This window comes from Xanthomonas sp. NCPPB 2632 (assembly GCF_041228075.2).
Taxonomy (GTDB): domain Bacteria; phylum Pseudomonadota; class Gammaproteobacteria; order Xanthomonadales; family Rhodanobacteraceae; genus Luteibacter.
Genome location: NZ_CM192979.1, coordinates 3,703,720 through 3,729,575 on the forward strand (window position 1 = coordinate 3,703,720; position 25,856 = coordinate 3,729,575).

General features: G+C 65.7%; 25 protein-coding genes. 13 read left to right on the forward strand and 12 right to left on the reverse strand.

Features of this window, described 5'->3' with window-relative positions; all coding sequences use genetic code 11:
* Window position 1: 1 nt before the first annotated feature.
* Genes AB8808_RS15750 through AB8808_RS15775 form a run of 6 tightly spaced genes read right to left on the reverse strand, consistent with a single transcriptional unit; the run spans window position 2 to window position 5,653 of the window.
* The gene (locus tag AB8808_RS15750; RefSeq protein WP_369930564.1) at window positions 2-874 is read right to left on the reverse strand and encodes a glycosyltransferase family protein; all 873 of its coding nucleotides are present in this window, start codon (window positions 872-874) and stop codon (window positions 2-4) included.
* A 4-nt stretch (window positions 875-878) separates the two neighbouring features.
* Window positions 879-1,979, reverse strand: a complete 1,101-nt coding sequence (locus AB8808_RS15755) for a class I SAM-dependent methyltransferase (RefSeq protein WP_369930565.1) — start codon at window positions 1,977-1,979, stop codon at window positions 879-881.
* 2 nt (window positions 1,980-1,981) lie between these two features.
* Window positions 1,982-2,935, reverse strand: coding sequence for a rhamnosyltransferase (locus tag AB8808_RS15760; protein ID WP_369930566.1), 954 nt, complete (start codon window positions 2,933-2,935; stop codon window positions 1,982-1,984).
* Window positions 2,907-4,052 carry a glycosyltransferase family 4 protein gene (locus AB8808_RS15765; RefSeq protein ID WP_369930568.1) on the reverse strand — a complete coding sequence of 382 codons (1,146 nt, stop codon included), beginning with the start codon at window positions 4,050-4,052 and terminating at the stop codon, window positions 2,907-2,909. The genes AB8808_RS15760 and AB8808_RS15765 overlap by 29 nt, the downstream gene beginning before the upstream one ends.
* 6 nt (window positions 4,053-4,058) lie before the next feature.
* Window positions 4,059-4,790: a class I SAM-dependent methyltransferase gene (locus tag AB8808_RS15770; protein ID WP_369930569.1), complete on the reverse strand. Its 732-nt coding sequence runs from the start codon at window positions 4,788-4,790 to the stop codon at window positions 4,059-4,061.
* The gene (locus AB8808_RS15775; RefSeq protein WP_369930570.1) at window positions 4,787-5,653 is read right to left on the reverse strand and encodes a glycosyltransferase family 2 protein; all 867 of its coding nucleotides are present in this window, start codon (window positions 5,651-5,653) and stop codon (window positions 4,787-4,789) included. The genes AB8808_RS15770 and AB8808_RS15775 overlap by 4 nt, the downstream gene beginning before the upstream one ends.
* A gap of 170 nt (window positions 5,654-5,823) precedes the next feature.
* On the opposite strand from AB8808_RS15775, the gene pilB reads away from it, so the two are divergent.
* From pilB to coaE, 4 genes are all read left to right on the forward strand, one after another.
* Entirely contained in the window at window positions 5,824-7,551 is a 1,728-nt protein-coding gene (pilB, locus tag AB8808_RS15780) for a type IV-A pilus assembly ATPase PilB (RefSeq protein ID WP_369930571.1), read from the forward strand.
* 144 nt (window positions 7,552-7,695) lie between these two features.
* Window positions 7,696-8,961, forward strand: a complete 1,266-nt coding sequence (locus tag AB8808_RS15785) for a type II secretion system F family protein (RefSeq protein WP_369930572.1) — start codon at window positions 7,696-7,698, stop codon at window positions 8,959-8,961.
* 80 nt (window positions 8,962-9,041) lie between these two features.
* Window positions 9,042-9,911 (forward strand): prepilin peptidase, encoded by an 870-nt coding sequence (locus tag AB8808_RS15790; RefSeq protein ID WP_369930573.1) that lies wholly within the window; start codon window positions 9,042-9,044, stop codon window positions 9,909-9,911.
* Window positions 9,908-10,540: a dephospho-CoA kinase gene (gene coaE, locus AB8808_RS15795; protein ID WP_369930574.1), complete on the forward strand. Its 633-nt coding sequence runs from the start codon at window positions 9,908-9,910 to the stop codon at window positions 10,538-10,540. The genes AB8808_RS15790 and coaE overlap by 4 nt, the downstream gene beginning before the upstream one ends.
* A 54-nt stretch (window positions 10,541-10,594) precedes the next feature.
* Here coaE and AB8808_RS15800 read toward each other — a convergent pair whose 3' ends face one another.
* Window positions 10,595-11,845: a putative bifunctional diguanylate cyclase/phosphodiesterase gene (locus AB8808_RS15800; protein ID WP_369930575.1), complete on the reverse strand. Its 1,251-nt coding sequence runs from the start codon at window positions 11,843-11,845 to the stop codon at window positions 10,595-10,597.
* Complete coding sequence (locus AB8808_RS15805) at window positions 11,842-13,089, reverse strand: HD-GYP domain-containing protein (RefSeq protein WP_036140370.1); 1,248 nt, start codon at window positions 13,087-13,089, stop codon at window positions 11,842-11,844. The genes AB8808_RS15800 and AB8808_RS15805 overlap by 4 nt, the downstream gene beginning before the upstream one ends.
* Window positions 13,090-13,314: 225 nt before the next feature.
* Between AB8808_RS15805 and msrA the strand changes: the two genes are divergently transcribed.
* A complete protein-coding gene (msrA, locus tag AB8808_RS15810) occupies window positions 13,315-13,989 on the forward strand; it encodes a peptide-methionine (S)-S-oxide reductase MsrA (protein WP_369930576.1) in 675 nt (224 codons plus the stop codon).
* On the opposite strand, the gene hutU is transcribed toward msrA, so the two are convergent.
* Both hutU and AB8808_RS15820 read right to left on the reverse strand, forming a co-directional pair.
* Window positions 13,990-15,660: a urocanate hydratase gene (hutU, locus tag AB8808_RS15815; protein ID WP_369930577.1), complete on the reverse strand. Its 1,671-nt coding sequence runs from the start codon at window positions 15,658-15,660 to the stop codon at window positions 13,990-13,992.
* Window positions 15,661-15,770: 110 nt separating this feature from the next.
* Window positions 15,771-16,181, reverse strand: a complete 411-nt coding sequence (locus AB8808_RS15820) for a hypothetical protein (protein ID WP_369930578.1) — start codon at window positions 16,179-16,181, stop codon at window positions 15,771-15,773.
* A 53-nt stretch (window positions 16,182-16,234) separates the two neighbouring features.
* Here AB8808_RS15820 and AB8808_RS15825 point away from each other — a divergent pair, with 53 nt between their 5' ends.
* The 8 genes from AB8808_RS15825 to AB8808_RS15860 all read left to right on the forward strand — a co-directional run bounded on the left by AB8808_RS15825 (window position 16,235) and on the right by AB8808_RS15860 (window position 24,318).
* Window positions 16,235-17,485, forward strand: coding sequence for an alkaline phosphatase family protein (locus AB8808_RS15825; protein ID WP_369930579.1), 1,251 nt, complete (start codon window positions 16,235-16,237; stop codon window positions 17,483-17,485).
* A 36-nt stretch (window positions 17,486-17,521) separates the two neighbouring features.
* Complete coding sequence (locus AB8808_RS15830) at window positions 17,522-17,914, forward strand: putative signal transducing protein (RefSeq protein ID WP_036140358.1); 393 nt, start codon at window positions 17,522-17,524, stop codon at window positions 17,912-17,914.
* Window positions 17,915-18,634, forward strand: coding sequence for a biliverdin-producing heme oxygenase (locus AB8808_RS15835; protein WP_506193228.1), 720 nt, complete (start codon window positions 17,915-17,917; stop codon window positions 18,632-18,634).
* Window positions 18,627-20,513: a GAF domain-containing protein gene (locus tag AB8808_RS15840; RefSeq protein WP_369930581.1), complete on the forward strand. Its 1,887-nt coding sequence runs from the start codon at window positions 18,627-18,629 to the stop codon at window positions 20,511-20,513. The genes AB8808_RS15835 and AB8808_RS15840 overlap by 8 nt, the downstream gene beginning before the upstream one ends.
* Before the next feature lie 41 nt (window positions 20,514-20,554).
* Window positions 20,555-21,256 carry an arginyltransferase gene (locus AB8808_RS15845; protein ID WP_369930582.1) on the forward strand — a complete coding sequence of 234 codons (702 nt, stop codon included), beginning with the start codon at window positions 20,555-20,557 and terminating at the stop codon, window positions 21,254-21,256.
* Between the two features lie 65 nt (window positions 21,257-21,321).
* Window positions 21,322-22,116, forward strand: a complete 795-nt coding sequence (locus AB8808_RS15850; protein ID WP_369930583.1) for a cobalamin-binding protein — start codon at window positions 21,322-21,324, stop codon at window positions 22,114-22,116.
* Window positions 22,109-23,695 carry a sensor histidine kinase gene (locus AB8808_RS15855; RefSeq protein ID WP_369930584.1) on the forward strand — a complete coding sequence of 529 codons (1,587 nt, stop codon included), beginning with the start codon at window positions 22,109-22,111 and terminating at the stop codon, window positions 23,693-23,695. The genes AB8808_RS15850 and AB8808_RS15855 overlap by 8 nt, the downstream gene beginning before the upstream one ends.
* Entirely contained in the window at window positions 23,665-24,318 is a 654-nt protein-coding gene (locus tag AB8808_RS15860) for a response regulator (protein ID WP_369930585.1), read from the forward strand. The genes AB8808_RS15855 and AB8808_RS15860 overlap by 31 nt, the downstream gene beginning before the upstream one ends.
* Window positions 24,319-24,337: 19 nt before the next feature.
* On the opposite strand, the gene pdxH is transcribed toward AB8808_RS15860, so the two are convergent.
* Window positions 24,338-24,925 carry a pyridoxamine 5'-phosphate oxidase gene (pdxH, locus tag AB8808_RS15865; protein WP_369930586.1) on the reverse strand — a complete coding sequence of 196 codons (588 nt, stop codon included), beginning with the start codon at window positions 24,923-24,925 and terminating at the stop codon, window positions 24,338-24,340.
* A gap of 77 nt (window positions 24,926-25,002) precedes the next feature.
* Complete coding sequence (locus AB8808_RS15870; protein ID WP_369930587.1) at window positions 25,003-25,851, reverse strand: SDR family oxidoreductase; 849 nt, start codon at window positions 25,849-25,851, stop codon at window positions 25,003-25,005.
* Window positions 25,852-25,856 lie beyond the last annotated feature (5 nt).

Genomic DNA, 25,856 nt, shown 5'->3' on the forward strand with positions numbered 1-25,856 from the left:
GTCAACCTCCAACGGAGGGTGTAAGCGATCTCAAGCGTCCACGCGCTACGTCCGATACCGCCATTATCAAGCCTTTCCAGGGCCGCAACGAGGCGGAGCGCAGGCTGCGAATCAACGCGCGTATTGAAAGGAACAGCCCCCGTCCCGCAAAGAGCATTGCACGTCCTACGGGGCCGTACCCCAACTTTCCGACGAGAAGAAGATGCGCGCGGGCGATGTGGTACTCGTAGAAAAGAGAGCCATTACCGCTACTACCCGAGCCTTGGTGGATAACTAGCCCCTCGGGCACATCAATTAATTGAACGCCCTTTCGACTCATGCGAAAGCCAAGCTCGATGTCGTCACCATAGAAGAAGAATGAGTCATCGAAAATAGGACACCGCGCGAGTTCGCGATGAAGGAGGAGACAAGCTCCTCCGAGCAAAGCATGCCCACGAAGCCCTGGTCCGCGAGGATTGATCGTTCCGCTGAAATGTCGGTAATACGTGCGCGCAGCGACAATGCCTGTGGGGCCATCGATCGATGGAGCCGCGATTGTAGGCCGGTCCCCGCTTACGGCTTGTCGTAAGCGATCGACGGTACCCTCCGAAAGCGTGGCGTCGTTGTTGATAAGAAGCACATCACTGCCAGCGAAATCCCGTTCAACGATGGCCATGCCAAGATTAATGCCTGCCGCGAACCCGAGATTTCTGCCAGGTTCAACTGAAACGACACTCATCCTTACAGCTAGGAGCTTTCGCTCCAATTCATTGAGAGAAGCTCTACCGTCTTCCGAGTTGTCCACAAGAACGACATCAGTCAATCCTTGCCTAGAGAGCGATACAAGGCACTGCATTGTCATTTCCGCCGAGCGAAAATGCAGAACAAGGGCCACGCACTTATGCACGGGCATTGCTGCGCACAGGGGCAAATGCAACGATGACGAGCTCGTCGCCCCCCTGAGAACTGAAAGTAGCCGCGACGTTAGCCCAGAGAGCCACGAGTGGCCCTAGATGTTGCCGGATCTTATTCACCCAGCCGGGACGCAGTGAAGCGATCTGGGTGCTCTCGCGCACAATACCCTTGGCATGGTGCCCACGCCTCAGTAGCCGCACATTGGAATAACCCTGCCGGCGAAGTAAAGCCCTCATGGAACGAGCCGATGGGACACAGAGATGCCGCGGAACCTCAAGGCCACGCCAGCTCGCGCGAAATACCCTGGAGCCCGGCCCGGAAGGGTTGGGCCATGCCATCCAAAGCATGCCACCCGGTCGAAGCAACTCAAGGCATCGGGCCAAATGTGCAGGGGGATCGGGCACATGCTCAATGCTGTGACGTAAGGTAATTGCATCGAAGTCTACAGGCATACCGTGCATTTCGTCTTCGATGAACCCAACGAAAGCATCGATCCCCTGTTGTCGGCACGCATCGACCGCGGCAGGATCTGGATCAATACCCGTACTTTCCCAGCCCATCGTTATTGCACGGCGAAGGAACTCGCCATTGCCGCAGCCGACATCCAGTACACGCCGAACACCTTCGCGATGCGCCGCAAGGAACAGGTGGCGACCGTGATAATCGAGCTTTAGGCGAATTGGTTCAAGAATGAAAGCCAGCCAGTATCCCAGTATCGACGCCGGCGAGAACCGAGCGCCGAAGCGGCGATTCATATAGCCGTTCACCATACTCCAGACCAAACGATACGCAGTAGAGCGACGGGCGCCAGCGTCCTCGTTAACGTGTGTGTAATATGACGAGTAAGCTGCCCAAAGCGAGTCGCTAGATGGCCGTGGATCGAGGAACAGGCTCGCGCAGCGTTCGCATCGCCACACTGTCCAACGATCGGGCCCGTTCGGGTGCAAGTGATCGAACACGCTCTCTGCAAACTTTCTGCGGTTATCGCTCAGACACGCAGGACAATCTGGCTGGCGATCAGTACGACCGCTGGACCAACGATCACCCACTCCTTCGGCGCAATGCCCACATTGGATCGGCGTCATGCTCACTTGCTCACCTTCCGTACTCCGTCCATAACGCCTTTCCAGATCATGCCGAGTTGCTTGCTGCGCCGTCGGTCGCTTATGGTCACTATGAATAGTGTCAGCACCATCTTGACTACTGCCCAGGCTTTCCAAATGGCAGGAACGTATCCGCGGCGAAGCAACCAAATCGTATTTCGATACAGGTAGAAGTGTCGTAACGGACTGCGCTCGGGCCAGACCCTCCAGCCGAAAAGCCAAATCCGGCGGCCACTTTCCCCCATCCGGTGATAGAACGATATCCACGGAATGCCGAAAAGGCCGAATTTTCGTGAGGCAACCCGGAAGGACCACTCTGTATCGACATGATCGATGAACATCGCAGCGTCAAACTCACCGATGCGCTCGACCATCTCAAGTGACATTGTCGTGCCACTTCCGTTGAGATTTGCGAGTTCGAACGGAGGAGCATCGGCAGCCGGGTAGGCGCGCGACCATAGCCAACCGTTTTCGATGTAGTGAAAGCCGTGTGCCAGCTTCGTGTCCGGATCTACTAGGACTGGCCCCACACAGCATAATGTGCCGGTCTCGGCTTGAACCTGATTTAGCGCAGAAAGCAGCCTGCCCGGCACATCAGCTGTAAATACGGAATCTTGATCCAAGAGTAACACCGCTCGATATCGCCCTTGGAACGAGCTCGCGCGCGCAACCCCCGAATTAAGGGCGGCGGCCAATCCCTCATTCGAAGAGTTTTCAATCAATTCGACACCGGTGAACTTGCTTACCAGATCGCGTACATCTCGCAGAATCGCGGGCTCCGATGCATTGTCGACGAGGATGATTCTTCCAACCTCCTGCAACGCACTCAGTTGCCGCTTAAGGATGGACAGATCGGGGTTGAACGTAACAGTGATCGATGCCAGCTCGTCGACCCTCGCAGGGCGCGGGTCAGCCAACATCTGGAAGATCCATCGCACGACGGACGCCGTCGCCAAAATGCGTCCAGGCAAATCGCTGCGCGAATTGTCTGGAGCCTTCCGCGAAATGGGCACGGCCGCATTTCAAGACATCCTTTACGGCCTGGGCAAACGCCTCAGAGTCACCCGCCGCTACAAGGCGGCCCGAAACGCCATCTGAAATTGCATCAGGTACACCGCCTACGGCGTAGGCAACCGTAGGTAAGCCGTGTGCGGCCGCTTCAATGGCGACCATCCCGAACCCCTCCACATCGCCAGGAATGGTCTTGACCGGAAATATAGAAACATCCGACGCCGCATAGGCGCAATCGAGATCCGCATCCGGCAGCTCTCCATAAAGGGCCACATGCTCAAGTAACCCGGCGGCAGCGGCAGCTTCCATAATGGAGGCGCGAATATCCGAACGCCGCTGCCTTAACGCATTCGGCGCATCGTTACCCACTACGGCAAAAAGAAGGGTCGGCTCGTCCTTCACCAGCGCAGGCAACACGTCTCGAACGAAGTCCAGCACGCCCTTGCGCTCTGTGAGTCGTCCCACGGACAAGAGCACCCGGCGCCCTTCCCAGCCTCGCATGCTACGAAATGCGGTGACAGAGTCTGCATCTGGAGCGACGACCGGAATGGTGGCGCCGGGATGGACAACGTATATCCGCTCGGGCGGAACACCGGCTTCTCTTGCAAGCTGTGCCGTGTTGGCGCTGTTCGCGATGCACACATCGCAGCGGCGCACGAACGGCATCCACAAGCGGCGGTAAACGGCGTTGTCCGTCACGATGTCAAGACCATGGATGTAAACGGCGGCGCGTGCGCCGACCATGCGCGAAGCGAACCAAGCGATAGGAGCACACAATCCGCTCCCCGCAATTACGTGCGAGGGACGCGATGACTTGGCGAGCCTAGCGGTCTGCACAAATGCTTCGACCAGAAATCGCCACAGCGGTTTGAGCGCGCACGTGACCACACGCGACGCCTCACCGAGCATGGCATCACATCCCCGCGGCCCAACGACGTCAATAGGCGAACTGCGCGCAAGCTCAGCGATCAGATGCAGATTGAGTCTTTCCATCCCACCGCGAAGCGGTGGCAAATTACGGGTTACCAATAACAGACGAGGCACGTGGGCTTACTCCCCTGTCCGCCCGCAGTAGTGGTACACCTGGTACTGCCACGCCATCGGCCATGCGGCCAGTGACATGGGCTGCAATGCCCTTACAGGCCACGTCCACCACTTGCCATGCGTAATCCAGCGCCAGCTAGGGGGATGCAGGTCGCGGCGGCGACGATGTACCGACAGACCCGCCGCTTCGAATAGCTCGGCCCATGCGTCGAGCGCTATCACGTCTTCCTTTACCTTCACCTGATGGGTTCCGCCGTAGAGGCCGACTCGCCGACTGAGAAACCCCGCATTGGGCACAAGCAGGAGGAACTGGGCGCCCGGCCGGGAAACGCGAACCATCTCCCGCAGTGCCTCCGGCTTATCGATGAAATGCTCAAGCGAACCCATGCAAGTGACGACATCGAAACTGTTGTCAGCAAAAGGCAGTGTTTCGGCAGGACTCGTATGGAAAAAGCCTTGTGGAAACGTGGCGCGGCAGGCCTCGATTGCTCGCCCGGATAGATCGACTCCGCTTACGCTACGCGCACCCATTTTCGCGAAGTGTCCAAGCCATACGCCAGTCCCGCAAGCTACATCCAGAACATCGCCGCCAGCCACCCGGGTCATTTCGCGCGCTGCGAGGCGGCAATGCCAAGGCAGTGGGTGCTGGCCCGGAGTCGCACCGTAGTATTCGGCATCATAGAACTCGCGAATGTGTTCGAGTTGCCGACGTTCGTCCATACCTAGCGGCGTCGTCATGATGAACGCCTCTCACTGGGTCGATACGTCAGCGAGGTGATCTGCTCCGAAACCAAACCTATAAGGAAAACGATCACGGATGCACTCCACATCAGCGTGCTGCCATTGGTCAAGCGCCCCTCGTGAATGAAGGTCCACGCATAATTGGCAACGCCAAGCAGAAAGAATGCTGCACTCGCCGGAAAGAACAACTTCAACGGTGAATAAAGCGTTGCAATCTTGAAAATGATCAGCAGAAAGCGCACACCGTCCTTCAGCGGCTTGATGTGGCTCTTGCCCACTCGCTGGGCCGCCTTGATCGGCTCATAGGCCACGCCATACGCGCTGCGAAAAAACGCCATCGTGCTCGTCGTCGGGTAAGAGAACCCGTTCGGCAGCAGGTGAATGAACTCGCGGAAGCGACCGGCGCGAGCCACCCGGAATCCCGACGTCAAGTCGGCCACCGTCTGACCGGTCATCTTGCTGGCAAGCCAGTTATAGACCGTATTGGCCACGCCACGACCAACGCCGGCCTGGCTCTCCCAGTCGCGCGCGCCGACCACCATGTCATAGCCCTGCTCCAGCCGCGCCAGCAGGCGCGCAATGTCGGCTGGGTCGTGCTGCCCGTCGCCATCCATGAAGACAAGTATCTCACCGGACGCCGCCCTCGCCCCCCGCTTGATCGCCGCCCCATTCCCCATCGAATACGGCGACGACAGACACACAACCCCCGCCGCCGCACACACCGCACGTGTCTCATCCGTCGACCCGTCGTCCACCACGATGATCTCCGCCCCCGGCTGGGCAGCCGTCAGGCGCGGCAACAGGTCTTTCAGTGCAGCCGCCTCGTTCTTGGCGGGCAGGATGATACTTATACGGCTCAAGATAACTCCCCTTTGGTCGTTGAATCATAAGGGATATCCCTGCATCGAAACGAGGGCCCGACGCCGGTCGTGCGCTTGCCGGAGGTCACGCGATTTCACATCCGCAGAGGTGACCAAACCCACAATCTAGAGTAGATTCAGGCGCATATCTCGGGGAGACGGGACCCTACATGGCTTCACAAATGCATTCCCCCATGCTGGCGGGACTGACCGGCATGGCCCGGCGCCTAGTCAACGAGGGTGTCATGGCCGAGGCCGACGTCCGCAAGGCGGTACAGGATGCCGCCGAGAAGCGATCGTCGCTGTCCGCCTGGCTGGTCGATCACCACCTGGTCGAGAGCGCCAAGCTCTCCCAGGTCGCGTCCGCCGAGTTCGGCATGCCCCTCATGGACATCGGCGCCATGGCCACGGCCAACATGCCCCTGGACCTGGTCACCGAGGCGCTGATCACCAAGCACCAGGCGCTGCCGCTGTTCAAGCGCGGCAAGCGCCTGTTCGTAGGCATCGCCGACCCGATGCAGTCCCACGCACTGGACGAGATCAAGTTCCACTCCAACCACATGGTCGAGCCCGTGCTGGTCGAGCGCGGCCAGCTGCGCCGGGTGATCGACACCGCGCTGGCGGCCATGAACAACTCGGTGCCGGCCTTCGAGGATGGCGGCCTGGACGAGCTGGCCCTGGAAGGCAGCGACGAGGAAGGCGACGTCACCACCGGCATCGACGCCAACGCCAACGACGACGCGCCCATCGTCAAGTTCGTCAACAAGGTGCTGGTCGACGCGATCAAGCGCGGCGCCTCGGACATCCACTTCGAGCCCTTCGAAGCCATCTACCGCGTGCGTCTGCGCATGGACGGCATCCTGCGCATCGTCGCCACGGCACCCAACAAGCTGGGCAACCGCATCGCCTCGCGCCTGAAGGTCATGAGCGGCCTGGACATCGCCGAGCGCCGCGTGCCGCAGGACGGTCGCATCAAGCTCAACCTGACCAAGACCCGCGCCATCGACTTCCGCGTCAGCACGCTGCCCACGCTGTTCGGCGAGAAGATCGTGCTGCGTATCCTGGATGGCTCATCGGCCAAGCTGGGCATCGACAAGCTGGGTTACGAGGAGGTCCAGAAAAACCTCTACCTGAACGCCATCGAGAAACCCTACGGCATGGTGCTGGTCACCGGCCCCACCGGCTCCGGCAAGACGGTCTCGCTGTACACCGCACTGAACATCCTCAACACCGAGGGCCGCAACATCTCCACGGTGGAAGACCCGGTCGAAATCCGCGTCGAGGGCATCAACCAGGTCCAGCAGAACGTCAAGCGCGGCATGACCTTCGCGGCCGCCCTGCGCTCCTTCCTGCGCCAGGATCCGGACGTCATCATGGTCGGCGAGATCCGCGACCTGGAAACCGCGGAGATCGCGGTCAAGGCCGCGCAGACCGGCCATATGGTGCTGTCCACCCTGCACACCAACGATGCGCCACAGACCATCGCGCGCCTGATGAACATGGGCATCGCGCCTTACAACATCATCTCGTCGGTCACCCTGATCATCGCCCAGCGCCTGGCCCGCCGGCTGCACGACTGCAAGCGACCGATCCAGCTGCCCCCGGCGGCCCTGCTGGCCGAAGGCTTCACCCAGGCCGAAATCGACGCCGGGATCACCATCTACGAGGCCGTCGGCTGCGACAGCTGCAACGAGGGCTACAAGGGCCGCGTAGGCATCTACCAGGTCATGCCGCTGGTCGAGGATATCCAGCAGATCATCCTGGAGGGCGGCAACGCCATGCAGATCGCCGCGGTGGCGAAGAAGGCGGGCATCAACGATCTGCGCGCCTCCGCGCTGCTCAAGGTCCGCAACGGCGTCACCAGCCTGGCCGAGATCAACCGTGTCACCAAGGACTGACGGTCTCGTCAGCCGACGAGACCGGTAAAGATGTGCGCCAGATGGCAGAAACCCACCCGGCGCTCCGTTCAAACTAGAATAAGAGCAGGGGCCGACCGCACGGCGGCGGCCACCTGAAGCATCCACCCGGGGGAACACCGCGTCATGGCTATCGCCACCGCCAGCAAGAATGCGCGCGCCATGGGCGCCGCGCGAGCCACTGTAAGCGCACTGGTCACGTACGACTGGACCGCGCTGGACAAGCGCGGCAAGCGCATGAAAGGCGAGATGCAGGCGAAGAACGCCTCACTCGTCAAGGCGGAGTTGCGCCGCCAGGGGATGAATCCCCAACAGGTGAAAGAACGGACCAAACCACTTTTTGGATCGTCGGGCAAAAAGGTTACGGCACGCGACGTGGCGATCTTCAGCCGTCAAATTGCCACGATGATGTCGTCCGGCGTGCCTATGGTTCAGGCCCTCGAAATCATCACCGGCGGACAGAAGAATCCCCGATTCAAAACCATACTCCTCGACATCAAGACGTCGATCGAAGGCGGCTCGTCACTGCACGAGGCCATGGCGCTACACCCAGTACAGTTCGACGAGCTCTACCGCAATCTGGTCCATGCTGGTGAATCGGCCGGTGTACTCGACACCGTGCTCGACACCGTGGCGACCTATAAAGAGCGGATGGAGAGCATTAAAAAGAAGATCAAGAAGGCGCTGTTTTATCCGATCATGGTTCTGGTCGTGGCCCTCCTGGTGTCCATGATTCTCTTGCTCTTCGTGGTACCCGTGTTCCAGCAGACATTTAAAGATGCCGGAGCAGACTTGCCAGCACCCACCCAGTTCGTGGTGAGTGCATCGGAATTCATGCAGTCATACTGGTGGATGGTGATTGGCGGGATCGTTGGCGGCGTAGCCGCATTGATCTACTTCAAGAAACGATCGCCTAGGTTCGCCCACTTTCTGGAGCGCATCATGCTGCGATTACCGGTCATGGGCAACATCATGCACCAGTCAGCTATCGCTCGTTTCGCACGCACGCTTGGCGTGACCTTTCATGCAGGCGTGCCCCTAGTGGAGGCTTTAGAGGCCGTTGCGGGCGCCACAGGTAGCATAATCTACGGTGAAGCAGTGATGCAGATGCGCGACGACATCGCGGTCGGCCATCAATTACAGCTTTCGATGCGCCAAACCGGGCTGTTTCCGAATATGGTGGTTCAGATGACTGCCATCGGTGAGGAGTCTGGCTCATTGGATGCGATGTTGTTCAAAGTCGCAGAATTTTACGAAGAAGAGGTCGGGAACGCTGTAGATAATCTCGCGACCCTGCTCGAGCCGATGATAATGGTGATCCTCGGCGTCCTCGTCGGTGGCATGGTCATTTCCCTGTACCTGCCCATCTTCAAGCTGGCCGGCACGGTCTGACCGCGCACCCGCCGCGCCATGCACAATAGGAACCCTTCGCCCTCGCGGGCGGAGGGTTTTTTCTTGACCACGGATCTTCCATGCCCGACATGCCCCTCGCTCTCTGGATCGGCCTTGCCGGCGTCTTCGGCCTGCTGGTCGGCAGTTTCCTCAATGTGGTGATCCTGCGCGTGCCCGCGCGCATGCAGGCCGAGTGGCGCCGGCAGGCGCGCGAGGTGCTGGAACTGGATACGGTGGACGAGCCGCTGCCGCCCGGCGTGGTGGTGGAGTCGTCGCACTGCCCGCGCTGCAAGCATCCGCTGGCCGCGCGCGACAACATCCCGCTGCTGGGCTGGCTGCTGCTGCGCGGGCGCTGCCGATACTGCCGCGAGCCGATCTCCATCCAGTATCCCCTGGTCGAACTGCTGGCCGGACTGGCCAGCGCCGCGGTGGTCTGGCGGTTCGGGCCCACGCCCGGCGCGGCAGCCGGCCTGGTACTGACCTACTTCCTCATCGCCTTGTCCGGCATCGACGCACGCACCCAGCTGCTGCCCGATGAGCTGAATTACCCGCTGCTGTGGATCGGCCTGGCCCTGTGCCTGGTGCCGGGCTGGCAGCCGCTGCCCGTCGCACCCACCTCAGCCATCCTCGCCGCCCTGCTCGGCTACCTCAGCCTGTGGAGCGTCTACTGGCTGTTCAAGCTGCTGACCGGCAAGGAAGGCATGGGCCATGGCGACTTCAAGTTGCTGGCTGCGCTGGGCGCGTGGATGGGTCCGTTGTCCCTCCTGCCCATCGTCATGCTGTCGTCCCTCATCGGTGCCCTGGTGGGCGGTGCGCTGATCCTGCTGCGGCGACATGGGCGAGAGGTGCCGATCCCCTTCGGCCCCTACATCGCGGCGGCCGGCTGGGTCTGGTTGCTGCTGGGCGACCGCTTGCTCGGAGCCTACCTGAGCGCCACGGGCCTGCGATGAGCGGCTTCGTGGTCGCACTCACCGGCGGCATCGCCTCCGGCAAGAGCGCCATCGAGCGCCGCTTCGCGACACGCGGGATTCACGCCTACGACGCCGACGTGGCGGCACGCGCCGTGGTGGAGCCAGGCTCGCCCGCGCTGGCGGAGGTGGCTCGCGTCTTCGGTGCCGGCGCGCTCGATCGGGACGGCCGGCTGGATCGTGCGGCAATGCGCCAGCGGGTGTTCGACGACCCGTCGGCCCGGACGAGCCTGGAAGGCATCCTGCACCCGCGCATCCGTGCCTGGCTGCGTGCGGCAGCGGCGGCCGACACCGGGCCGTACTGCATCCTGTCCATTCCGTTGCTGGTGGAGAACCGGGCGCACTACGCATGGGTGAATCGTGTGCTGGTGGTGGATGCGTCGGAAGCGACACGCATCGCGCGGCTGGTCCGGCGTGACGGCATCGATGAGGCGCTGGCGCGGAAGATGGTTGCGGCGCAGGCGCGGCGGGAGGATCGCCTGGCGATCGCCGACGATGTGGTGGTCAATGAGGGGGACGAGGAGGCGCTGGACGCGGAGGTCGAGGCGCTGGATAGGCGATATCGCGCGTTGGGGTCGCCTGCAGGGCGGGCTCCTACAACGGCGCGGTAGGCGGTCGCGATGGCCGCGTGGCGGGCGGCGGCACGGTAGGCCGTCGCGAGGGCGTCAGACCATCGCGGCGGCGGCGAGGCGTTCCTGGACGAAGGCTTCGGCGGGCATGGGGCGGCCGATGTGATAGCCCTGCACGAGGTCGCAGTCCATTTCGACCAGGCGGCGCAGCGTGAGTTCGTCTTCCACGCCTTCGGCGATGGCTTCCAGGCCGAGGCGGTGCGCCACGTCGATCATGGCCTGCACCAGCAGTTCGGTGCGGCCGTCGCCGCGCATGGCGTCGACGAAGCTGCGGTCGATCTTAAGCTCGGTCGCGGGGAAATGGCGCAGGTAGGCGAACGACGCATAGCCGGTGCCGAAGTCGTCGATGGCCACGCGCAGGCCGCAGTCGCGCAGGCGGCGCAGCACGCGCACGCTCATGTCCATGTCGGTGAGCAGGGCCGTCTCGGTGATTTCCACGATCACCGACTGCGGCGGCACGCCCCAGATCTCGATGGCGCCCAGCACCTGTTCGGCGAAGCCCTGTTCGACGAAGACGCGCGGCGACAGGTTGATCGCCACGTCCATCGGGCAGCCGCCACGGTGCAGCGCCGCCGCATGGCGCAGCGATGCGTTGAGGCTCCATCGGGTCAGCGGCACGATGAGGTCGCTGCGTTCGGCGAACGGAATGAAATCGTTCGGCCCCACCACCACCTGGGCGGCGGTGGTCCAGCGCGCCAGCGATTCCACACGGTTTATCTCGCCCGTGCGCAGGTCGTGCAGCGGCTGGAAGGCAACCTGCAAACGGTTGGCCTCGATATCCTCGCGCAGCTCGCCGTACAGGATCTCGACGGGGGTAACGTCCGGTTTGTAGATGGCGAAGGCTTCGCCGACACGCAAGGCTTCGTCGTGGGCCAGCTCGGCGCGGCGGTACAGCCACTCGGCGGTGACGCCATGATCCGGATGGATGGCCACGCCGACCACCGCGCGCCCGTGCCAGGGACGCTCGCCGCGCAGCAACGCCTTCTCGAACGCGGCCACGATACGCGTGGCGGCCAGCAACGCATGCGTGCGGTTGCGCACCATCGGCAGCACCACCACGAAGGTGTCGTCGCCGGCGACGAACACGGTATCCACATGGCGCACCGCGTCCACGATGCGCTCGCGGGACGCCAGCATGACCTCGCTGCCGAAGTCGTAGCCGAAGCGCAGCTGCGCCTCGCGCATGCCCTGCAGGCGCACGATCAGCACCGCGCAAGGGCCTGAATCCACCGACACCCGGTCGAGGATGGCCTGCACCGCCGGCAGGATGTGTGCCCGTTCACTCATGCGGTGAAATATTCCCGCGGGTCGATGCCGTGGGAATGGGGCGGCAGGGTGCGCATGATTTCCCGGCGGACTATCTCCACCTGGCGCATGAGGTCCACGATCAGGAAATCGTCGAGGTGGGTCTTGTCCGGCCGCGTCAGGATGGCCACCCGCGGCTGCAGCCGTCGCGACTGGTTCTGCACCATCACGATCGCCACCTCGCCGGTGTTGAGCTCCACCAGGGTGCCCGTCGGATACACGCCCAGGCAGGCCTGGAACTGCTCCACCAGCTCGCCCTGGAACTCGCGGTCGCGGCCGGCATACAGTTCGCGCAGCGCGACGTGCTGCGACACCGCCGCCCGGTAGGGCCGCGGCGTGGACATCGCGTGGTAGGTGTCGATGATCGCCGCCATGCGCCCGGCCAGCGGGATCTCGGTGCCGGCCAGGCCCGCGGGATAGCCGGTGCCGTCGAAGCGCTCGTGATGCGTCGCCACCATGTCGCGCACCTCGTTATCGACCACGCCCGAGTGATCCAGGATGGCGACACCCTCGCCGACATGCTGCCGGGCGATGTCCCACTCGTCGTCGTTCAAGGGGCCGTCACGGCTCAGCAGTTCCTCGGGCAGCTGCGACTTGCCCACGTCCATCAGCAGGCCGCCCGCGGCCAGGCTGACGATGGCGTCGCCTTCGAAGCCCATGTGCCGGCCGAAGGCGGCGGCCAGCGTGCTGCAACCGATCGCGTGCTGGTAGGTATAGCCGTCGCGGCGGCGCAGGCTCTCGATCCAGAAGAAAGCATCGCCGCTACGCAGCACGCTTTCCACCATGGGCCGCACGGCGTCCTCGACGGCCTGCGGCTCCACGACTCGCCCCTGGCGCAGGTCGTCCACCATCTGCACCGCGAAATCGGCCACGGTATCGAACGCCGCCTTGGCGCGCGGCATCTCGTCGTCGAACGACGCGGTGTCGGCATAGGCGTGGCGACTGACCAGACGCAGGCTGACCGCCGCTGGCCGATGGATCACGGCGGGACGCTTGACCACCACGCTGGGCGGCCGCAGCGAACGATCGGGCGTGACCTGGCGCTGCGTATCCACGAACACGTATTTACAGAACCGGCTGAGCGATTCGATGTCCTCGCGGGACGTGATGGGCAGGCCCTGCAACGGGAAGGGGGTGTCCGACCAGTCGCAGTCCAGGCGACTGACGTACATGCCGATCTCCAGATCGGTCACGAAGACACGTCGTTCTACCAGGTCATACGCCACGTTATCCCTCCTCTCTCAAGCGGTATTCTCGACGCGCGTGAGATCCCTGCCGGGTGCGTCGCCAAATGAGCGGCGGACTCTACCGTGTCACGCGCATCGGGTGCTTAACGGCGCGTCTGGCCGATTCTGTAGGTACATGAACGTGAAGAAGTGCTTCACATCCTGTCAGGTTTTCGCGGGTACACCGGTCTGGTGTATCAGGTCATGCCGACCGGGAGAAAAGCCATGTTTCGTCGTTCCCTGCTGCCCGCCCTGCTCGTCGCCCTTACCGCCTGCTCGGCCGCGTCCGCGCGTGATGAAGGCGTACGCCTGCCTGCGCCTGCCGTGGACGCCACAGCGGCCTCGGGCGATGCCACCGCCGTCTTCGCCGGCGGCTGTTTCTGGGGCGTGGAGGGTGTGTTCCAGCACGTGCGCGGCGTGAAGAGCGTCCGCACGGGCTATGCCGGTGGCGACGCGCAGCACGCCAATTACGACGACGTGAGCGAGGGCGATACCGGCCACGCCGAGTCGGTGAAGGTGGTCTACGACCCCACCCAGGTCACCTACGGCCAGCTGCTGCAGGTGTTCTTCTCGGTGGCGCAGGACCCGACCCTGCTGAACCGGCAGGGCCCCGACAGCGGCACGCAGTACCGCTCGGCCATTTTCTATAACTCGCCGGAACAGAAGAAGCTGGCCGATGCCTACATCGCCCAGCTCACCGCAGCCAAGGCGTTCCCCAGCCGCATCGTCACGGAAGTCACCCCGCTGAAGGGCTTCTACCTGGCCGAGGCCGAGCACCAGGACTACATGCGCCTGAACCCGGATGCCATGTACATCGCGATCAACGACCGCCCCAAGGTGCTGGCCCTGCAGCGGATCTACCCGGAGCGGTACGTGACCTCGTGGGCCAATGGGCGCTGATTAGAGCATCGGCAGGTTGAGACCCTGCTCCCGGGCACAGTCGATGGCATCGGCGTAGCCCGCGTCCGCGTGACGCATCACGCCGGTGCCGGGGTCGTTCCAGAGCACGCGGCCCAGCCGACGGTCGGCAGCTTCACTGCCGTCGGCCACGATCACCACGCCGCTGTGCTGGCTGTAACCCATGCCGACGCCACCGCCGTGGTGCAGGCTGACCCACGTGGCGCCGCCGGCCACGTTGAGCATGGCGTTGAGCAGCGGCCAGTCGCTGACCGCATCGCTGCCATCGCGCATCGCCTCGGTCTCGCGGTTGGGGCTGGCGACCGAGCCGGAGTCCAGATGATCGCGTCCGATGACCACGGGCGCTTTCAGCTCGCCGTTGCGGACCATCTCGTTGAAGGCCAGCGCCAGACGATGCCGCTGGCCCAGGCCGACCCAGCAAATGCGGGCCGGCAGCCCCTGGAAGCTGATCCGCTCGCGCGCCATGTCCAGCCAGCGATGCAGGTGCGGATCGTCGGGGATCAGCTCCTTGACCTTGGCATCGGTCTTGTAGATGTCTTCCGGATCGCCGGAGAGGGCCACCCAGCGGAACGGGCCGATGCCACGACAGAACAGCGGACGCACGAACGCCGGCACGAAGCCGGGGAACGCGAACGCGTCGGCGAGCCCTTCGTCCTTGGCCATCTGGCGGATGTTGTTGCCGTAGTCGAAGGTCGGGATGCCCTGCCGGTGGAAGGCGAGCATGGCCTCCACGTGCACGCGCATGGAAGCCTTGGCGGCCGCGGCGGTACCGGCCGGATCCGTGCGTCGACGCTCGAGCCATTGCTCCACCGTCCAGCCGGACGGCAGGTAGCCGTTGACCGGATCGTGCGCGCTGGTCTGGTCGGTCACGGCATCCGGGCGGACGCCTCGTCGAACCATCTCGGGCAGCACGTCGGCGGCATTGCCCAGCAGGGCCACCGACACGGCGCGTCCTTCCTTCGCGTAGCGATCCAGCCGCGCCAGCGCATCGTCCAGGTCGATGGCCTGTTCGTCGACGTAGCGTGTCTTCAGGCGGAAATCGATACGGCTCTGCTGGCATTCGATGGAGAGTGAGGACGCACCGGCCAGGGACGCGGCCAGTGGCTGCGCGCCGCCCATGCCGCCCAGGCCGGCGGTGAGTATCCAGCGACCTGTCAGTGAGCCGCCGTAGTGCTGGCGGCCCATTTCCACGAAGGTCTCGTAGGTGCCCTGCACGATGCCCTGCGAGCCGATGTAGATCCACGAGCCGGCTGTCATCTGGCCGTACATCATCAGGCCCTTGCGATCCAGCTCGTTGAAGTGCTCCCAGTTCGCCCACGCCGGCACGAGATTGGAATTGGCGATGAGCACGCGCGGCGCGTCCGCGTGGGAAGGAAACACGCCGACCGGCTTGCCCGACTGCACCAGCAGCGTTTCATCGTCGCCCAGTTCGCGCAGGCTGCGCAGGATGGCGTCGAAGCATTCCCAGTTACGCGCCGCGCGGCCGATACCGCCGTAGACCACCAGCTCGGCGGGGTTTTCCGCCACCTCGGGATCGAGATTGTTCTGCAGCATGCGGTACGCGGCTTCGGTGAGCCAGCTGCGGCAGGTCAGGTCGGTGCCGCGCGGGGCGCGCACGGTGCGGGTGGTGTCGATGCGCGTGGCAGCCGTCATCGGGAAACTCCGGAATGCGGGGAATCCCGATTATGGGCGTGCCACGCCATTGCCCGCCAGCGGCGACGCAGCAATCGCAGGCCCGTCGGGTCGGCGCCGCTTGCAGCGGATCAGCGGCCGGCGGAACCCGTACGTGCCGGCGCCGTACTGCCGCGATTGAGCGAGTCGTTCTGGTACTGGCGGTCCGCCGCGTCCTGGCGAGCGCGATTGAGCTGGTCCTGGCTGCGCTGCGCATTGTCGATCTGGTTGCGCATGGCCGGATCGGTGGTGTTGTTGCGCTGGATGGTGCTGTTGTTCTGCTGCAGTTGCTGGCGCACGGCGTTCTGGTTCTGCGTGTTCTGCAACTGCTGGCGATCCACCTGGCGCTGCCACTGCTCCGTGTGCGAGGGCGTGGTGATCACCGCCTGCGGGCGCGGCGGCGGTGCAGCGGCGGGCTTCACCGGCTGGGTCTGGGCGAGTGCCGCGACCGGAATCGCAAGAAAAAGCATCGACAGCACGAGATTGCGTGATGAATTGGTCATGAGACTCCGCCATCATGGGGGGATTGTTCGATAGTGAGCCTACGTTTTTCCCCATGAAAGCCACGTTTTCCCGCTGCGCCGCGATCTTCACGCTGATCGCCACACTTGTCCTCGCCAGTTGCGTCACCCACCCTGCCGCGTCCGACCGCCCCGCCGTGCTGCTGGTGTCGATCGACGCCTTCCGCCCCGATTACCTCGAGCGCGGCGTCACGCCCAACCTGCTGGCACTGGCCGGCGATGGCGCGCGGGCAACGTACATGTTGCCCTCGTTTCCCTCGCTGACCTTTCCCAACCACTACACGCTGGTCACCGGACGCGTGCCGGACCACCACGGCATCGTCAACAACACCATGAACGACCCGGTGCTGGGCAAGTTCAGCCTGGGTAACCACGAAGCGACCAGCGACGGCCGCTGGTGGGCGGATGCCGAACCGATCTGGGTCACGGCGCAGAAGGATGGCCTGCACACGGCCACGATGTTCTGGCCGGGCACCGAGGCCGCCATCCATGGCGTGCGTCCCGACCACTGGATTCCCTTCGACGATTCGCTGACCTCGCGAGCCCGCGTCGACAAGCTGCTGTCGTGGATCGACGAGCCGGGCCCGAAGCCGGCGTTCGACACGCTGTATTTCGACGCCGTGGACCACGCCGGCCACGCGTTCGGCCCCGACTCGCCGGAGGTGAACGCGGCCCTGCGCGAGGTGGACGACGCCCTCGGCTACCTGGTGGCCGAACTGCGCCGCCGCGGGCTCTACGATCGGACCAACCTGGTCGTGGTGTCCGACCACGGCATGGCCGACGTCCCGGTGGGCAATATCGTCTTCGCCGACGAGGAAACCGATCTGGACGTCCTGGACCCGGTGGCGTTCGGCGTCGTTTCGGCGTTCAACCCGAAACCGGGCGTGGACGCGTCGGCCGCCGAGGCCCGCCTGCTCGGCCCGCATGCGCACATGCGCTGCTACCGCAAGCAGGACCTGCCCCCGCGGCTGAACTACGGCAAGCACCCGCGCGTGCCCGCCCTGATCTGCATGGCGGATACGGGCTGGGCGATCATTTCGCACGAGGCGCTGGCAAAGCGCACGGTGCCGATGTCCCGTGGCGAGCACGGCTACGACAACCTGGAGCCGACCATGCGCGCGCTGTTCGTGGCACGCGGCCCGTCGATCCGCCGGGGCGTCACGGTGGCGCCGTTCCCCAACGTCGACGTGTATCCCTTGCTGGCCTACCTGCTCGGCATCGACCCGCTGCCGAACGACGGCCACCTGGACGACCTGCGCGCCGCCCTCGTCGCGCCGCCCCACTGAGGCGCGCCGGGGCCGGCAATCCCGTAGAATCCGGCCATGCGCCAGATCTATACCTCACCCCGCCCCGAGAACATCGACCGGATCGTCGCCTTGCTCACCGAGCACGCGATCGAGACGACCGTCACCAACCGATCGACCTGGAACCGCCCGACCTATCAGCGCTTCAGCTACTCGCAGCGGCAGTCCGACCGTGACAGCTGGCCGCAGGTGTGGGTGAAGAGTGCCGACGACTTCCCCCAGGCCCGCACCCTGCTCAAGGAGATGGGCATCGAGCCGGTCATCCGCTTCCAGGAAGAGTTGCAGATGCACCGCGATCCGGACCGTCGTCCGGTAGCGCAGCGCACGGCGTCCCGCGTGCGCCTGATGGTGCTGGCCGTGGTCGTGGGCGTCATGCTGATCGTGATCCTCAAGGCCACGCAGGTCCTCTGAGTGCCGCCCGTCACCGCCGACCATCGCGCCGCGCACGTCGTGTTGCGCGAAGCGACCCGTGAGGACCACGAGGACACCGAGGCATCGGACGGCATGCGCCGGCTGATGGACGGCGCGCTGAGCGAGGCGGGGTATGCCGCGTTGCTGCGTGCGCAGCTGGGGCTGTTCGAGGCCTGGGAGGCGGAACGGGGCGCGTGGCTGCGTGGTGCCGCGGCCCGGGCCGGTTGGGCGTATGTGTCGCGGGCGGGGTTGTTACGGGAGGACCTGGGGATGGGGCGTGTCGAGCCGGGGCGTGATGACGATCTGGCTATCGCCCACATCGTGGGCTCCTACACGAGCGGGATGCCGCACGCCGGCCACACCCCTGTAGGAGCCCACAATGTGGGCGATCCCCCCCGCGACAACCCCACCAACAAACCCCTCCCCACCGTGCCCCCTGGCGCCGACCACGACACCCCCACCGCCTGGGGCGAACTCTACGTCGTCGAAGGCTCCGCCCTGGGCGGCCGTCTCATCGCGCGCCGCCTGCGCGAGCTCTACCCGGATCGCCGGCACCGCTTCTACGCCGTGGGCGAAGATGCCCCGTCCGCATGGCGCCGTTTCCAGCACCTCCTCGATACCCACCTGCCCGACGATGCCTCCTGCCGTGCCGCCGTCGACGGCGCACGAGGGATGTTCGCCCGTTTTCGCCGGACGCTGAAGGAACCCACCGATGTCTGAGCTTCCCGACCTTACCGCCTGCGATCGCGAGCCCATCCACATCCCGGGTTCCGTCCAGCCCCACGGCATGCTGATCGTGGTCGATGCGGCGACGCAGGCGATCCTCCAGGTCAGCGAGAACGTGACGTCCTTGCTCGGCGTCGATCTCGCCGCCGCGCTGGGTGCCCCGCTGGACACGCTGCTTGTCCTCCCGCCGGACCTTTTCCTCGACGACGAGCGCCCGGCGCATACGCCCTGGGTCGCGGTGACCTTCCCGCACGACACCGGTCGCGGCGGCTGGCACGCCAGCGTGCATGCCTATGACACCCGCTGGTTGATCGAGCTGGAGCCGCGCGAAAGCGCCTTCGACGAGGACCCGCTGCGGATCGCCTTCGACTTCGCGCACAAGCTGGAGCTCGACGGCAACGTGCAGCGCGCGGCGTCCCGCGTCGCCCGCACCATCCGTGGCGCGCTGGGTTACGACCGGGTCATGGTCTACCGCTTCGACCACGACTGGCATGGCGAGGTTATCGCCGAGGCGCGCGACGACGAACTGGAGGCCTACCTCGGGCTGCACTACCCTGCCACCGACATTCCCGTGCAGGCGCGCGCGCTCTACCTGCGCAACCGCGTCCGCCAGATCAGCGACTGCCGCTACGTTCCCTCGCCCATCCTGCCGGCCTTCGACCCGCAGACCGGCGCGCCTGCCGACCTGAGTGACGTCTCGCTGCGCAGCGTGTCGCCGGTGCACCTGGAATACCTGGGCAACATGGGCGTCACCGCCACCCTGGTCGCCTCGATCATCACCAACGGCCGGCTGTGGGGCCTGGTGGCGTGCCACCACTACCGGCCGTTCTTCGCCGACCATCGCATGCGTGAAGTGGCCGATGCCGTTGCCCGGGCGTTCGCCATGCGCGTGGCCGCCATCGAGGAAATGGACAAGGTGGAGGTGGAGAGCACGCTGCTGACCGTCCGCGAGAAACTGATCACCGCGTTCAACGAAAGCGACCGGATCGATCCCGACCTGCTGGCCACGCTGGCGCCGGAGTTGCTGGAAGTGGTCGATGCCGATGGCGTGGCCATCTTCGCGGGCAACCATGTCATCCGCCACGGGCACCTGCCCGCCGAGGACGCCCTGCTGCGCATTCGCGACGTGGTGGCCACCTCCGACACACCGACCGGGGCCGATGGCATCACCGGCGTGCTCAACACCGACGAGATCGGCAGGCACTATCCCGAGCTGGCCGCGGCCGAGTTCGCCAGCCTGGCCGCGGGCATCATCTTCATGCCGTTGCAGGCGGATTCGCACAACGTGCTGATCTGGACGCGCGCGGAGCAGGTGCGCAACGTGCGCTGGGCCGGCAATCCGGCCCTGACCAAGCTCGAGGTCATCCCCGGCGCGCGCCTGTCGCCACGACAAAGCTTCTCATCGTGGCAGGAGACGGTGCGCGGTCGCTCGCGACCCTGGTCGCGCCAGCACCTGGACTCCGCGCGCGGCCTGCGCGTGCTCATCGAGATGATGGAGCGCAAGCATTACCAGCAGAGCTTCGCATTGATGCGCGCCTCGCTGGCACGTCTTCCCGATGCCATCGTGATCACCGACGCCAGCCACGCGGACTGGCGTGAGTGCCAGATCGTCTTCGTCAACGACGCCTTCATACGCGCCACCGGCCATCGCGCCGAAAGCGTGGCGGGCCTGATCATCGGCGACCTCCTGGTCGGCGACCTGGCGCTGCTGGCGCGGCGCACGGGTACGCTGGACGCTGACGAAGCAGCCCGGATCGCCGTTTCGGTGCGCAAGGCCGACGGCGGGGTGCTGCATGGTCGGCTCGAACTGGAACCGGTACTGGATGCCGCCGGCGCGATCACCCACTGGATGTCGGTCTACCACCCGGCCTGAGTACCGCCGACATCCCCAAAAAGACGCGATAAGATCGGGCCATGACCGATCGCGTCCGCCTGTTCCAGACCTTGCCGCACGCCTGCGGCTATTTTGCCGAGCGGACGGCACAGAACCTGGTGATCGATCCGGGGGCGCCTCGTCTCGACCAGCTCTACGGCCAGGCCCTGGCGAAGGGATTCCGCCGGGCCGGCAGCCACCTCTACCTGCCGCAGTGCGACGCCTGCCAGGCGTGCGTGCCCTGCCGTATCGACGTGGCGCGCTTCACGCCGGATCGCACCCAACGGCGATGCCTGAAGCGCAACGCCGATATCGACGTGAGTGAGACGATGCCCGGCTTCACCGCCGAGCGCCACGCGCTGTACGAACGCTACCTGCGCACGCGGCATGCCGGCGGCGGCATGGACACGGCCGACGAAGAGGATTTCCAGCGTTTCCTGGCCGCGCCGTGGAGTCCCACCGTGTTCCTCGAGATGCGCCGCGAGGGCCGCCTGCTCGGCGTCGCGGTCACCGATATCGCCCTCACCGGGGTCTCGGCGGTCTACACGTTCTTCGAGCCCGACGAGGCGGCACGCAGCCTGGGCACCTTCGGCATCCTCCAGCAGGCCGCCCTCGCCAGGCGTCGCGGCATTCCCTATGTCTACCTGGGTTTCTGGATCGCGGGGCACCCGAAGATGGACTACAAGCGTCGCTTCCACCCCCTGGAAATCCGGCAGCACGGGCGCTGGATCGCGATGCCCTGACGGCGGCGTTGGCCGACGGCGTCCGGAACGGTGACAATCGGGGCCTGTCACGCTCCGGAGTCGTCATGGGCCCCCGCCGCATCGTCTGCCTCACCGAGGAACCCACCGAGACCCTGTACCGGCTCGGCGAGCAGGATCGCATCGTGGGCATCAGCGGCTTCACGGTGCGGCCGCCGGAAGCGCGCCGCGACAAGCCCAGGGTCAGCGCCTTCACCAGCGCGAAGATCGACCGCATCCTGGCGCTGCAGCCCGATCTTGCCGTGGGCTTTTCCGACATCCAGGCGGACATCGCCCAGGCCCTGATCAAGGCCGGGGTCGAGGTATGGATTTCCAACCACCGCAGCGTGGAAGGCATCCTCGACTACATCCGCCGCCTCGGCGCCCTTGTCGGTGCCGCCCCTCGTGCGGATCGGCTGGCGGATGAGCTGGCGCGCGGGCTGGACGACGTGCGCGATGCCTCCGCGCACTTGCCGCGCCGTCCGCGCGTGTATTTCGAAGAATGGGACGATCCGCACATTTCCGGCATCCGCTGGGTCTCGGAACTGGTCGCGATCGCCGGTGGCGACGACGTGCTGCCCCATCGGGCCAGCCAGTCGCTGGCACGCGACCGGATCGTCGGCGACCCGGCGGAAATCATCGCCACCGCGCCGCAAATCATCATCGGCTCGTGGTGCGGCAAGCGCTTCCGCCCCGAACAGGTAGCCGCCCGCGCCGGCTGGGAAGGCGTGCCGGCCATCCGCGACGGCGAACTCTACGAGGTGAAATCCCCGCTGATCCTGCAACCGGGGCCGGCCGCGCTCACCGACGGCCTGGCCGCCCTGCGCCGCATCATCCATGGCTGGAGCGCGCGACATGGCTGAAGCGCGTGCCGCCCGGGACGAGAACGCCGGCGGCAGCGCGATGTGGCTGGGCGGCGTGTTCGTCGGTTGCCTGGCGGCGCAGTTGCTGTCGTACGCCCTGTGGAGCCGGCAAGGCGGTACGCATATCGTCTGGTTTCCGGGCGCGGTACTGCTCGGCGCCTTGCTGGCCACGCCGCCGCGGCGCTGGCCGGGACTGGTGACGGCCGCGTTCGCGGGACTGCTGGTTGCCTGCGTGGGCCTGTTCCGCCTGCCCCTGGGCGATACGGTGGCCGTGCTGGGCGCCGCGCTGGCCCTTACGCCTGCCGCCGCCTGGGCCCTGCGCCATGTGCGTGGCGACATGCCGCTGCTGCAGGACATCCGCATGCTGCTGGTCCGCGGCGCCATCGTCGTCGTCGCCCTACCGATCGGATCGGCCCTGCTGATCGGGCGGGTCGCGCCGCATACCTCGTACGACGGCGCCGTACTGGGCGACGGCACCAACGTCGCCCTGGCCCATGCCCTGGGCTACGTGCTCTACCTGCCTGCGTGGACCAGCCTGCGCAGCCCCGACGCTTCGGTGCGCCACGCCGGTCGCATTCCGCCGGTGTTCGTTGCCGCCATGGCCTGCGCCATCGCCTTGCTGGGCGTGATCTGGTACACCCTGGGCGCGCACGCCCGATTGCTGCCTCTGCTGTGCCTTGCGCCCGCCCCGATCCTCGTCGCCGCCTGCCTGCGTGCGCAGATGGCGGGCAGTTCGGCCGCGATGTTCGTGATCGTGGTGATGGCCGCGCAACTGAGCGTCGGTGGCCACGGCCCCTTCGTCGCCGCCCGCCTGCAGGACACCACGCTGGCGGTGCAGCTGTGGACGCTGGGCGCCACCCTGTGCGCGATCGCGATAAGCGCCCTCGTGGAGCAGCGCCAGGCGGGCCAGCGCGCGCTGGACAACGCGCGCAACCACATGCGCGAACTGGCCGGGCGGCTGATCGCCACGCAGGAACAGGAGCGTGCCCGCCTGGCGCGCGACCTGCACGACGACATCAACCAGCGCCTGGCCGCCGCCTCCATCGACCTGAGCGCGCTGCGTCGGCGCGTTCCCGCCGCACAGGCCGGCGACGTCGGCAACGTGCAGGCACAGGTCATGGCCCTGGCCGAGGACCTGCGGCTGATGTCGCACCAGTTGCATCCCGGCTGGCTCAGCCACGCCGGCCTGCAGGAGGCCCTTCAGGCGCTGTGTACGTCGACCGGTCGCTCGGGGCCGCCGCGCATCGATCTGTCCGTGCCGCCGGACGCCGCCACGCTGTCCGGCGAGGTCGCCCTGTGCGTCTACCGGATCGCCCAGGAAGGGCTGCGCAATGCGCTGGACCATGCCGGGGCATCGCGTGTGACCATCGCGGTGGCGATCTGCGCCGACCACGCCACCCTGCACATCGCAGACGATGGACACGGCTTCGATCCGGCGCGGTTGCCGATCCACGCGTCCGGTATCGGGCTTATCAGCATGAATGAGCGGGCCAGGTTGCTCGGGGGTCGTTTCGATCTCCGCAGCGCGCCCGGTAAAGGAGTCCAGCTATGCGTCCATCTGCCCCTGGCAAGTCCGTGAACGTGCCGGCCCGTCCACGCCTCGTGTTCGCCGACGACCATCGCATGGTCGCCGAGGGTATCGTCCGCCTGCTCGAACCCGACTACGACATCGTGGCGGTGGTTGAGGATGGCGGCGCGCTGCTGGAGGCCATCGGTCGCGAGGTGCCCGACCTGGCGCTTTCGGATATCAACATGCCCCGCGGCAACGGCCTGGAAGTGCTCAAGACACTGCGCGCCCGCGGCGACACCCTGCCGTTCGTGATCCTGACCATGCATGCCGATCCGTCACTCGCCGATATGGCGATGAAGGCGGGCGCGAACGGCTACGTGCTGAAGATGTCCGCGGGGGAGGAGTTGCTGCTGGCGCTGCGTCGGGTGCGCGACGGCGACATCTATGTCACGCCGTCGCTCGGCGTGCATGCGGCCGCCCGCCTGCCGAACGAGATGCGCGAGCTGACGCCGAAACAGCGCGAGGTGCTGCGCATGGTGGGCCAGGGGTTGCGCTCGCGCGAGATCGCCGAGCGGATGGGTCTGTCGGCGCGCACGGTCGAGGCGCACAAGTACATGATCATGCAGATCCTGGGCGTGCACAGCACGCTGGAGCTGGTGCGCCGATCCGAGGACCTGGGGCTGCTGCTCTAGCCCCGGCCGGCACGCGGATTCAGGGGTAGAGCATCCGGCTGGACCACGCCGTGCCGCCGTCGGTGTGGACGAATCGCTCGTGCAGGCGGTAGCGCGCGCCGTACCAGAATTCCACGCGATCCGGCTGCATCAGGTAGCCACCCCAGTGTGGCGGACGCGGTACGTCGCGGTCCTTGAACTCGGCCTCGTAATGCGCCACGCGTTCTTCGAACGTGGCACGGTCGGGCAGTGTCTGGCTTTGCCTGGACGCCCAGGCGCCGATGCGACTGCCACGCGGGCGGCTGGCGAAATAGGCATCCGATTCCGCGTCATCCAGCAACTGCACGCGGCCTTCGAAGCGCACCTGAACGCCTTCGCGGATCTGCTTCCAGTGGAAGCACAGCGCGACCTGCGGGTGCTCAGCCATTTCCCGACCCTTGGCGCTTTCGCGATTGGTGTGGAAACGCAGGCCGTGCGCATCGATGCCCTTGAGCAACACGATGCGCGAGTGCACGCGCCCGCTGGCGTCGGCAGTGGCGAGGTTCATCGCCGTGGGCTCGCGGTCGCCGCTGGCCTTGGCCTCGTCGAGCAGGCCCTGGAAGGTATCGAGGATATCGGGTGTGAGCATCGTGGCTGGGCTTCGGGCCAGGGGATCGTTCGATGCTAGCACGCCGGTCCGCGCCCTTCCGGGGCGTTTCGTCGCGGTCAGCCGGCGAGCAACGCGGCGTAACCGGCACGCGCATCCGGCCACCGGCAGCGGAAGCCGGACGCCCGCAGCAAGGCATTGGACAACCGCTTGTTGCCGATGCCGGCCGGCCCCGGCCCATCCGGAGGCAAGGGCACGCCGAGCAGTCCGGCCAGGTGGTCGTACAGCACGTCGATCGGCAGCGGCGTATCGTCCACGCCGACATACACGGGCGCCGGGTCCGGCAGCGACAGCACCAGCGCCAGCGACGCGGCCGCGTCGTCCACATGGATACGATTGGCATAGACGCCCTGCCCACGCGGCACCCGGGCCAGGCCATCGCGCAACCGCTCGAACAACTGCGTGCGCCCCGGACCGTAAAGGCCGGCCAGACGCACGCTCACGCCGCCCACCCCTCGCGAGGCCAGCCACTGTTCGGCATCCCGCATGACGCGACCGCTGAACGCCCCCGGCGCCACGGGCGTGGTTTCATCCACCCAGTCGCCGCCATGCTCGCCATAGACGGCCGAGGACGACACGAACACCGTGCGCCGCGGCGGGACCGGCAGCGCGTCGACGATATGGCGCAGGCCGTCGACATAGAGGGCGCGATAGGCGTCCTCGTCGCGGGCGTCGGGCGCGGCGGCGTAAATCAGCGCGTCCACCGATGGCAGGTCGCGCAGGGTGGCTGGCTGCGTCAGGTCGCCCCGCAACCAGCCGATACCGTCGCCGTCGGCCGCTTCGCCCCGACGCAGGGCGAATACGCGATGCCCGTCGGCAAGCAACTGCCTGGCCACGCGGCTGCCCACGTCGCCCGCGCCGGCGACCAGCACGCTCTCGTACCTCTTGGGGTGGCTTGTTGTTAGCATGGTTG

What these genes read in the sequence shown, in the direction of transcription:
- AB8808_RS15755 (WP_369930565.1), bottom strand. Translation starts at nt 1,979, where the DNA reads ATGACGCCGATCCAATGTGGGCATTGCGCCGAAGGAGTGGGTGATCGT.
- AB8808_RS15770 (WP_369930569.1), bottom strand. Translation starts at nt 4,790, where the DNA reads ATGACGACGCCGCTAGGTATGGACGAACGTCGGCAACTCGAACACATT.
- pilB (WP_369930571.1), top strand. Translation starts at nt 5,824, where the DNA reads ATGGCTTCACAAATGCATTCCCCCATGCTGGCGGGACTGACCGGCATG.
- AB8808_RS15785 (WP_369930572.1), top strand. Translation starts at nt 7,696, where the DNA reads ATGGCTATCGCCACCGCCAGCAAGAATGCGCGCGCCATGGGCGCCGCG.
- AB8808_RS15790 (WP_369930573.1), top strand. Translation starts at nt 9,042, where the DNA reads ATGCCCGACATGCCCCTCGCTCTCTGGATCGGCCTTGCCGGCGTCTTC.
- coaE (WP_369930574.1), top strand. Translation starts at nt 9,908, where the DNA reads ATGAGCGGCTTCGTGGTCGCACTCACCGGCGGCATCGCCTCCGGCAAG.
- AB8808_RS15800 (WP_369930575.1), bottom strand. Translation starts at nt 11,845, where the DNA reads ATGAGTGAACGGGCACACATCCTGCCGGCGGTGCAGGCCATCCTCGAC.
- msrA (WP_369930576.1), top strand. Translation starts at nt 13,315, where the DNA reads ATGTTTCGTCGTTCCCTGCTGCCCGCCCTGCTCGTCGCCCTTACCGCC.
- hutU (WP_369930577.1), bottom strand. Translation starts at nt 15,660, where the DNA reads ATGACGGCTGCCACGCGCATCGACACCACCCGCACCGTGCGCGCCCCG.
- AB8808_RS15820 (WP_369930578.1), bottom strand. Translation starts at nt 16,181, where the DNA reads ATGACCAATTCATCACGCAATCTCGTGCTGTCGATGCTTTTTCTTGCG.
- AB8808_RS15825 (WP_369930579.1), top strand. Translation starts at nt 16,235, where the DNA reads ATGAAAGCCACGTTTTCCCGCTGCGCCGCGATCTTCACGCTGATCGCC.
- AB8808_RS15830 (WP_036140358.1), top strand. Translation starts at nt 17,522, where the DNA reads ATGCGCCAGATCTATACCTCACCCCGCCCCGAGAACATCGACCGGATC.
- AB8808_RS15840 (WP_369930581.1), top strand. Translation starts at nt 18,627, where the DNA reads ATGTCTGAGCTTCCCGACCTTACCGCCTGCGATCGCGAGCCCATCCAC.
- AB8808_RS15845 (WP_369930582.1), top strand. Translation starts at nt 20,555, where the DNA reads ATGACCGATCGCGTCCGCCTGTTCCAGACCTTGCCGCACGCCTGCGGC.
- AB8808_RS15850 (WP_369930583.1), top strand. Translation starts at nt 21,322, where the DNA reads ATGGGCCCCCGCCGCATCGTCTGCCTCACCGAGGAACCCACCGAGACC.
- AB8808_RS15855 (WP_369930584.1), top strand. Translation starts at nt 22,109, where the DNA reads ATGGCTGAAGCGCGTGCCGCCCGGGACGAGAACGCCGGCGGCAGCGCG.
- AB8808_RS15860 (WP_369930585.1), top strand. Translation starts at nt 23,665, where the DNA reads ATGCGTCCATCTGCCCCTGGCAAGTCCGTGAACGTGCCGGCCCGTCCA.
- pdxH (WP_369930586.1), bottom strand. Translation starts at nt 24,925, where the DNA reads ATGCTCACACCCGATATCCTCGATACCTTCCAGGGCCTGCTCGACGAG.
- AB8808_RS15870 (WP_369930587.1), bottom strand. Translation starts at nt 25,851, where the DNA reads ATGCTAACAACAAGCCACCCCAAGAGGTACGAGAGCGTGCTGGTCGCC.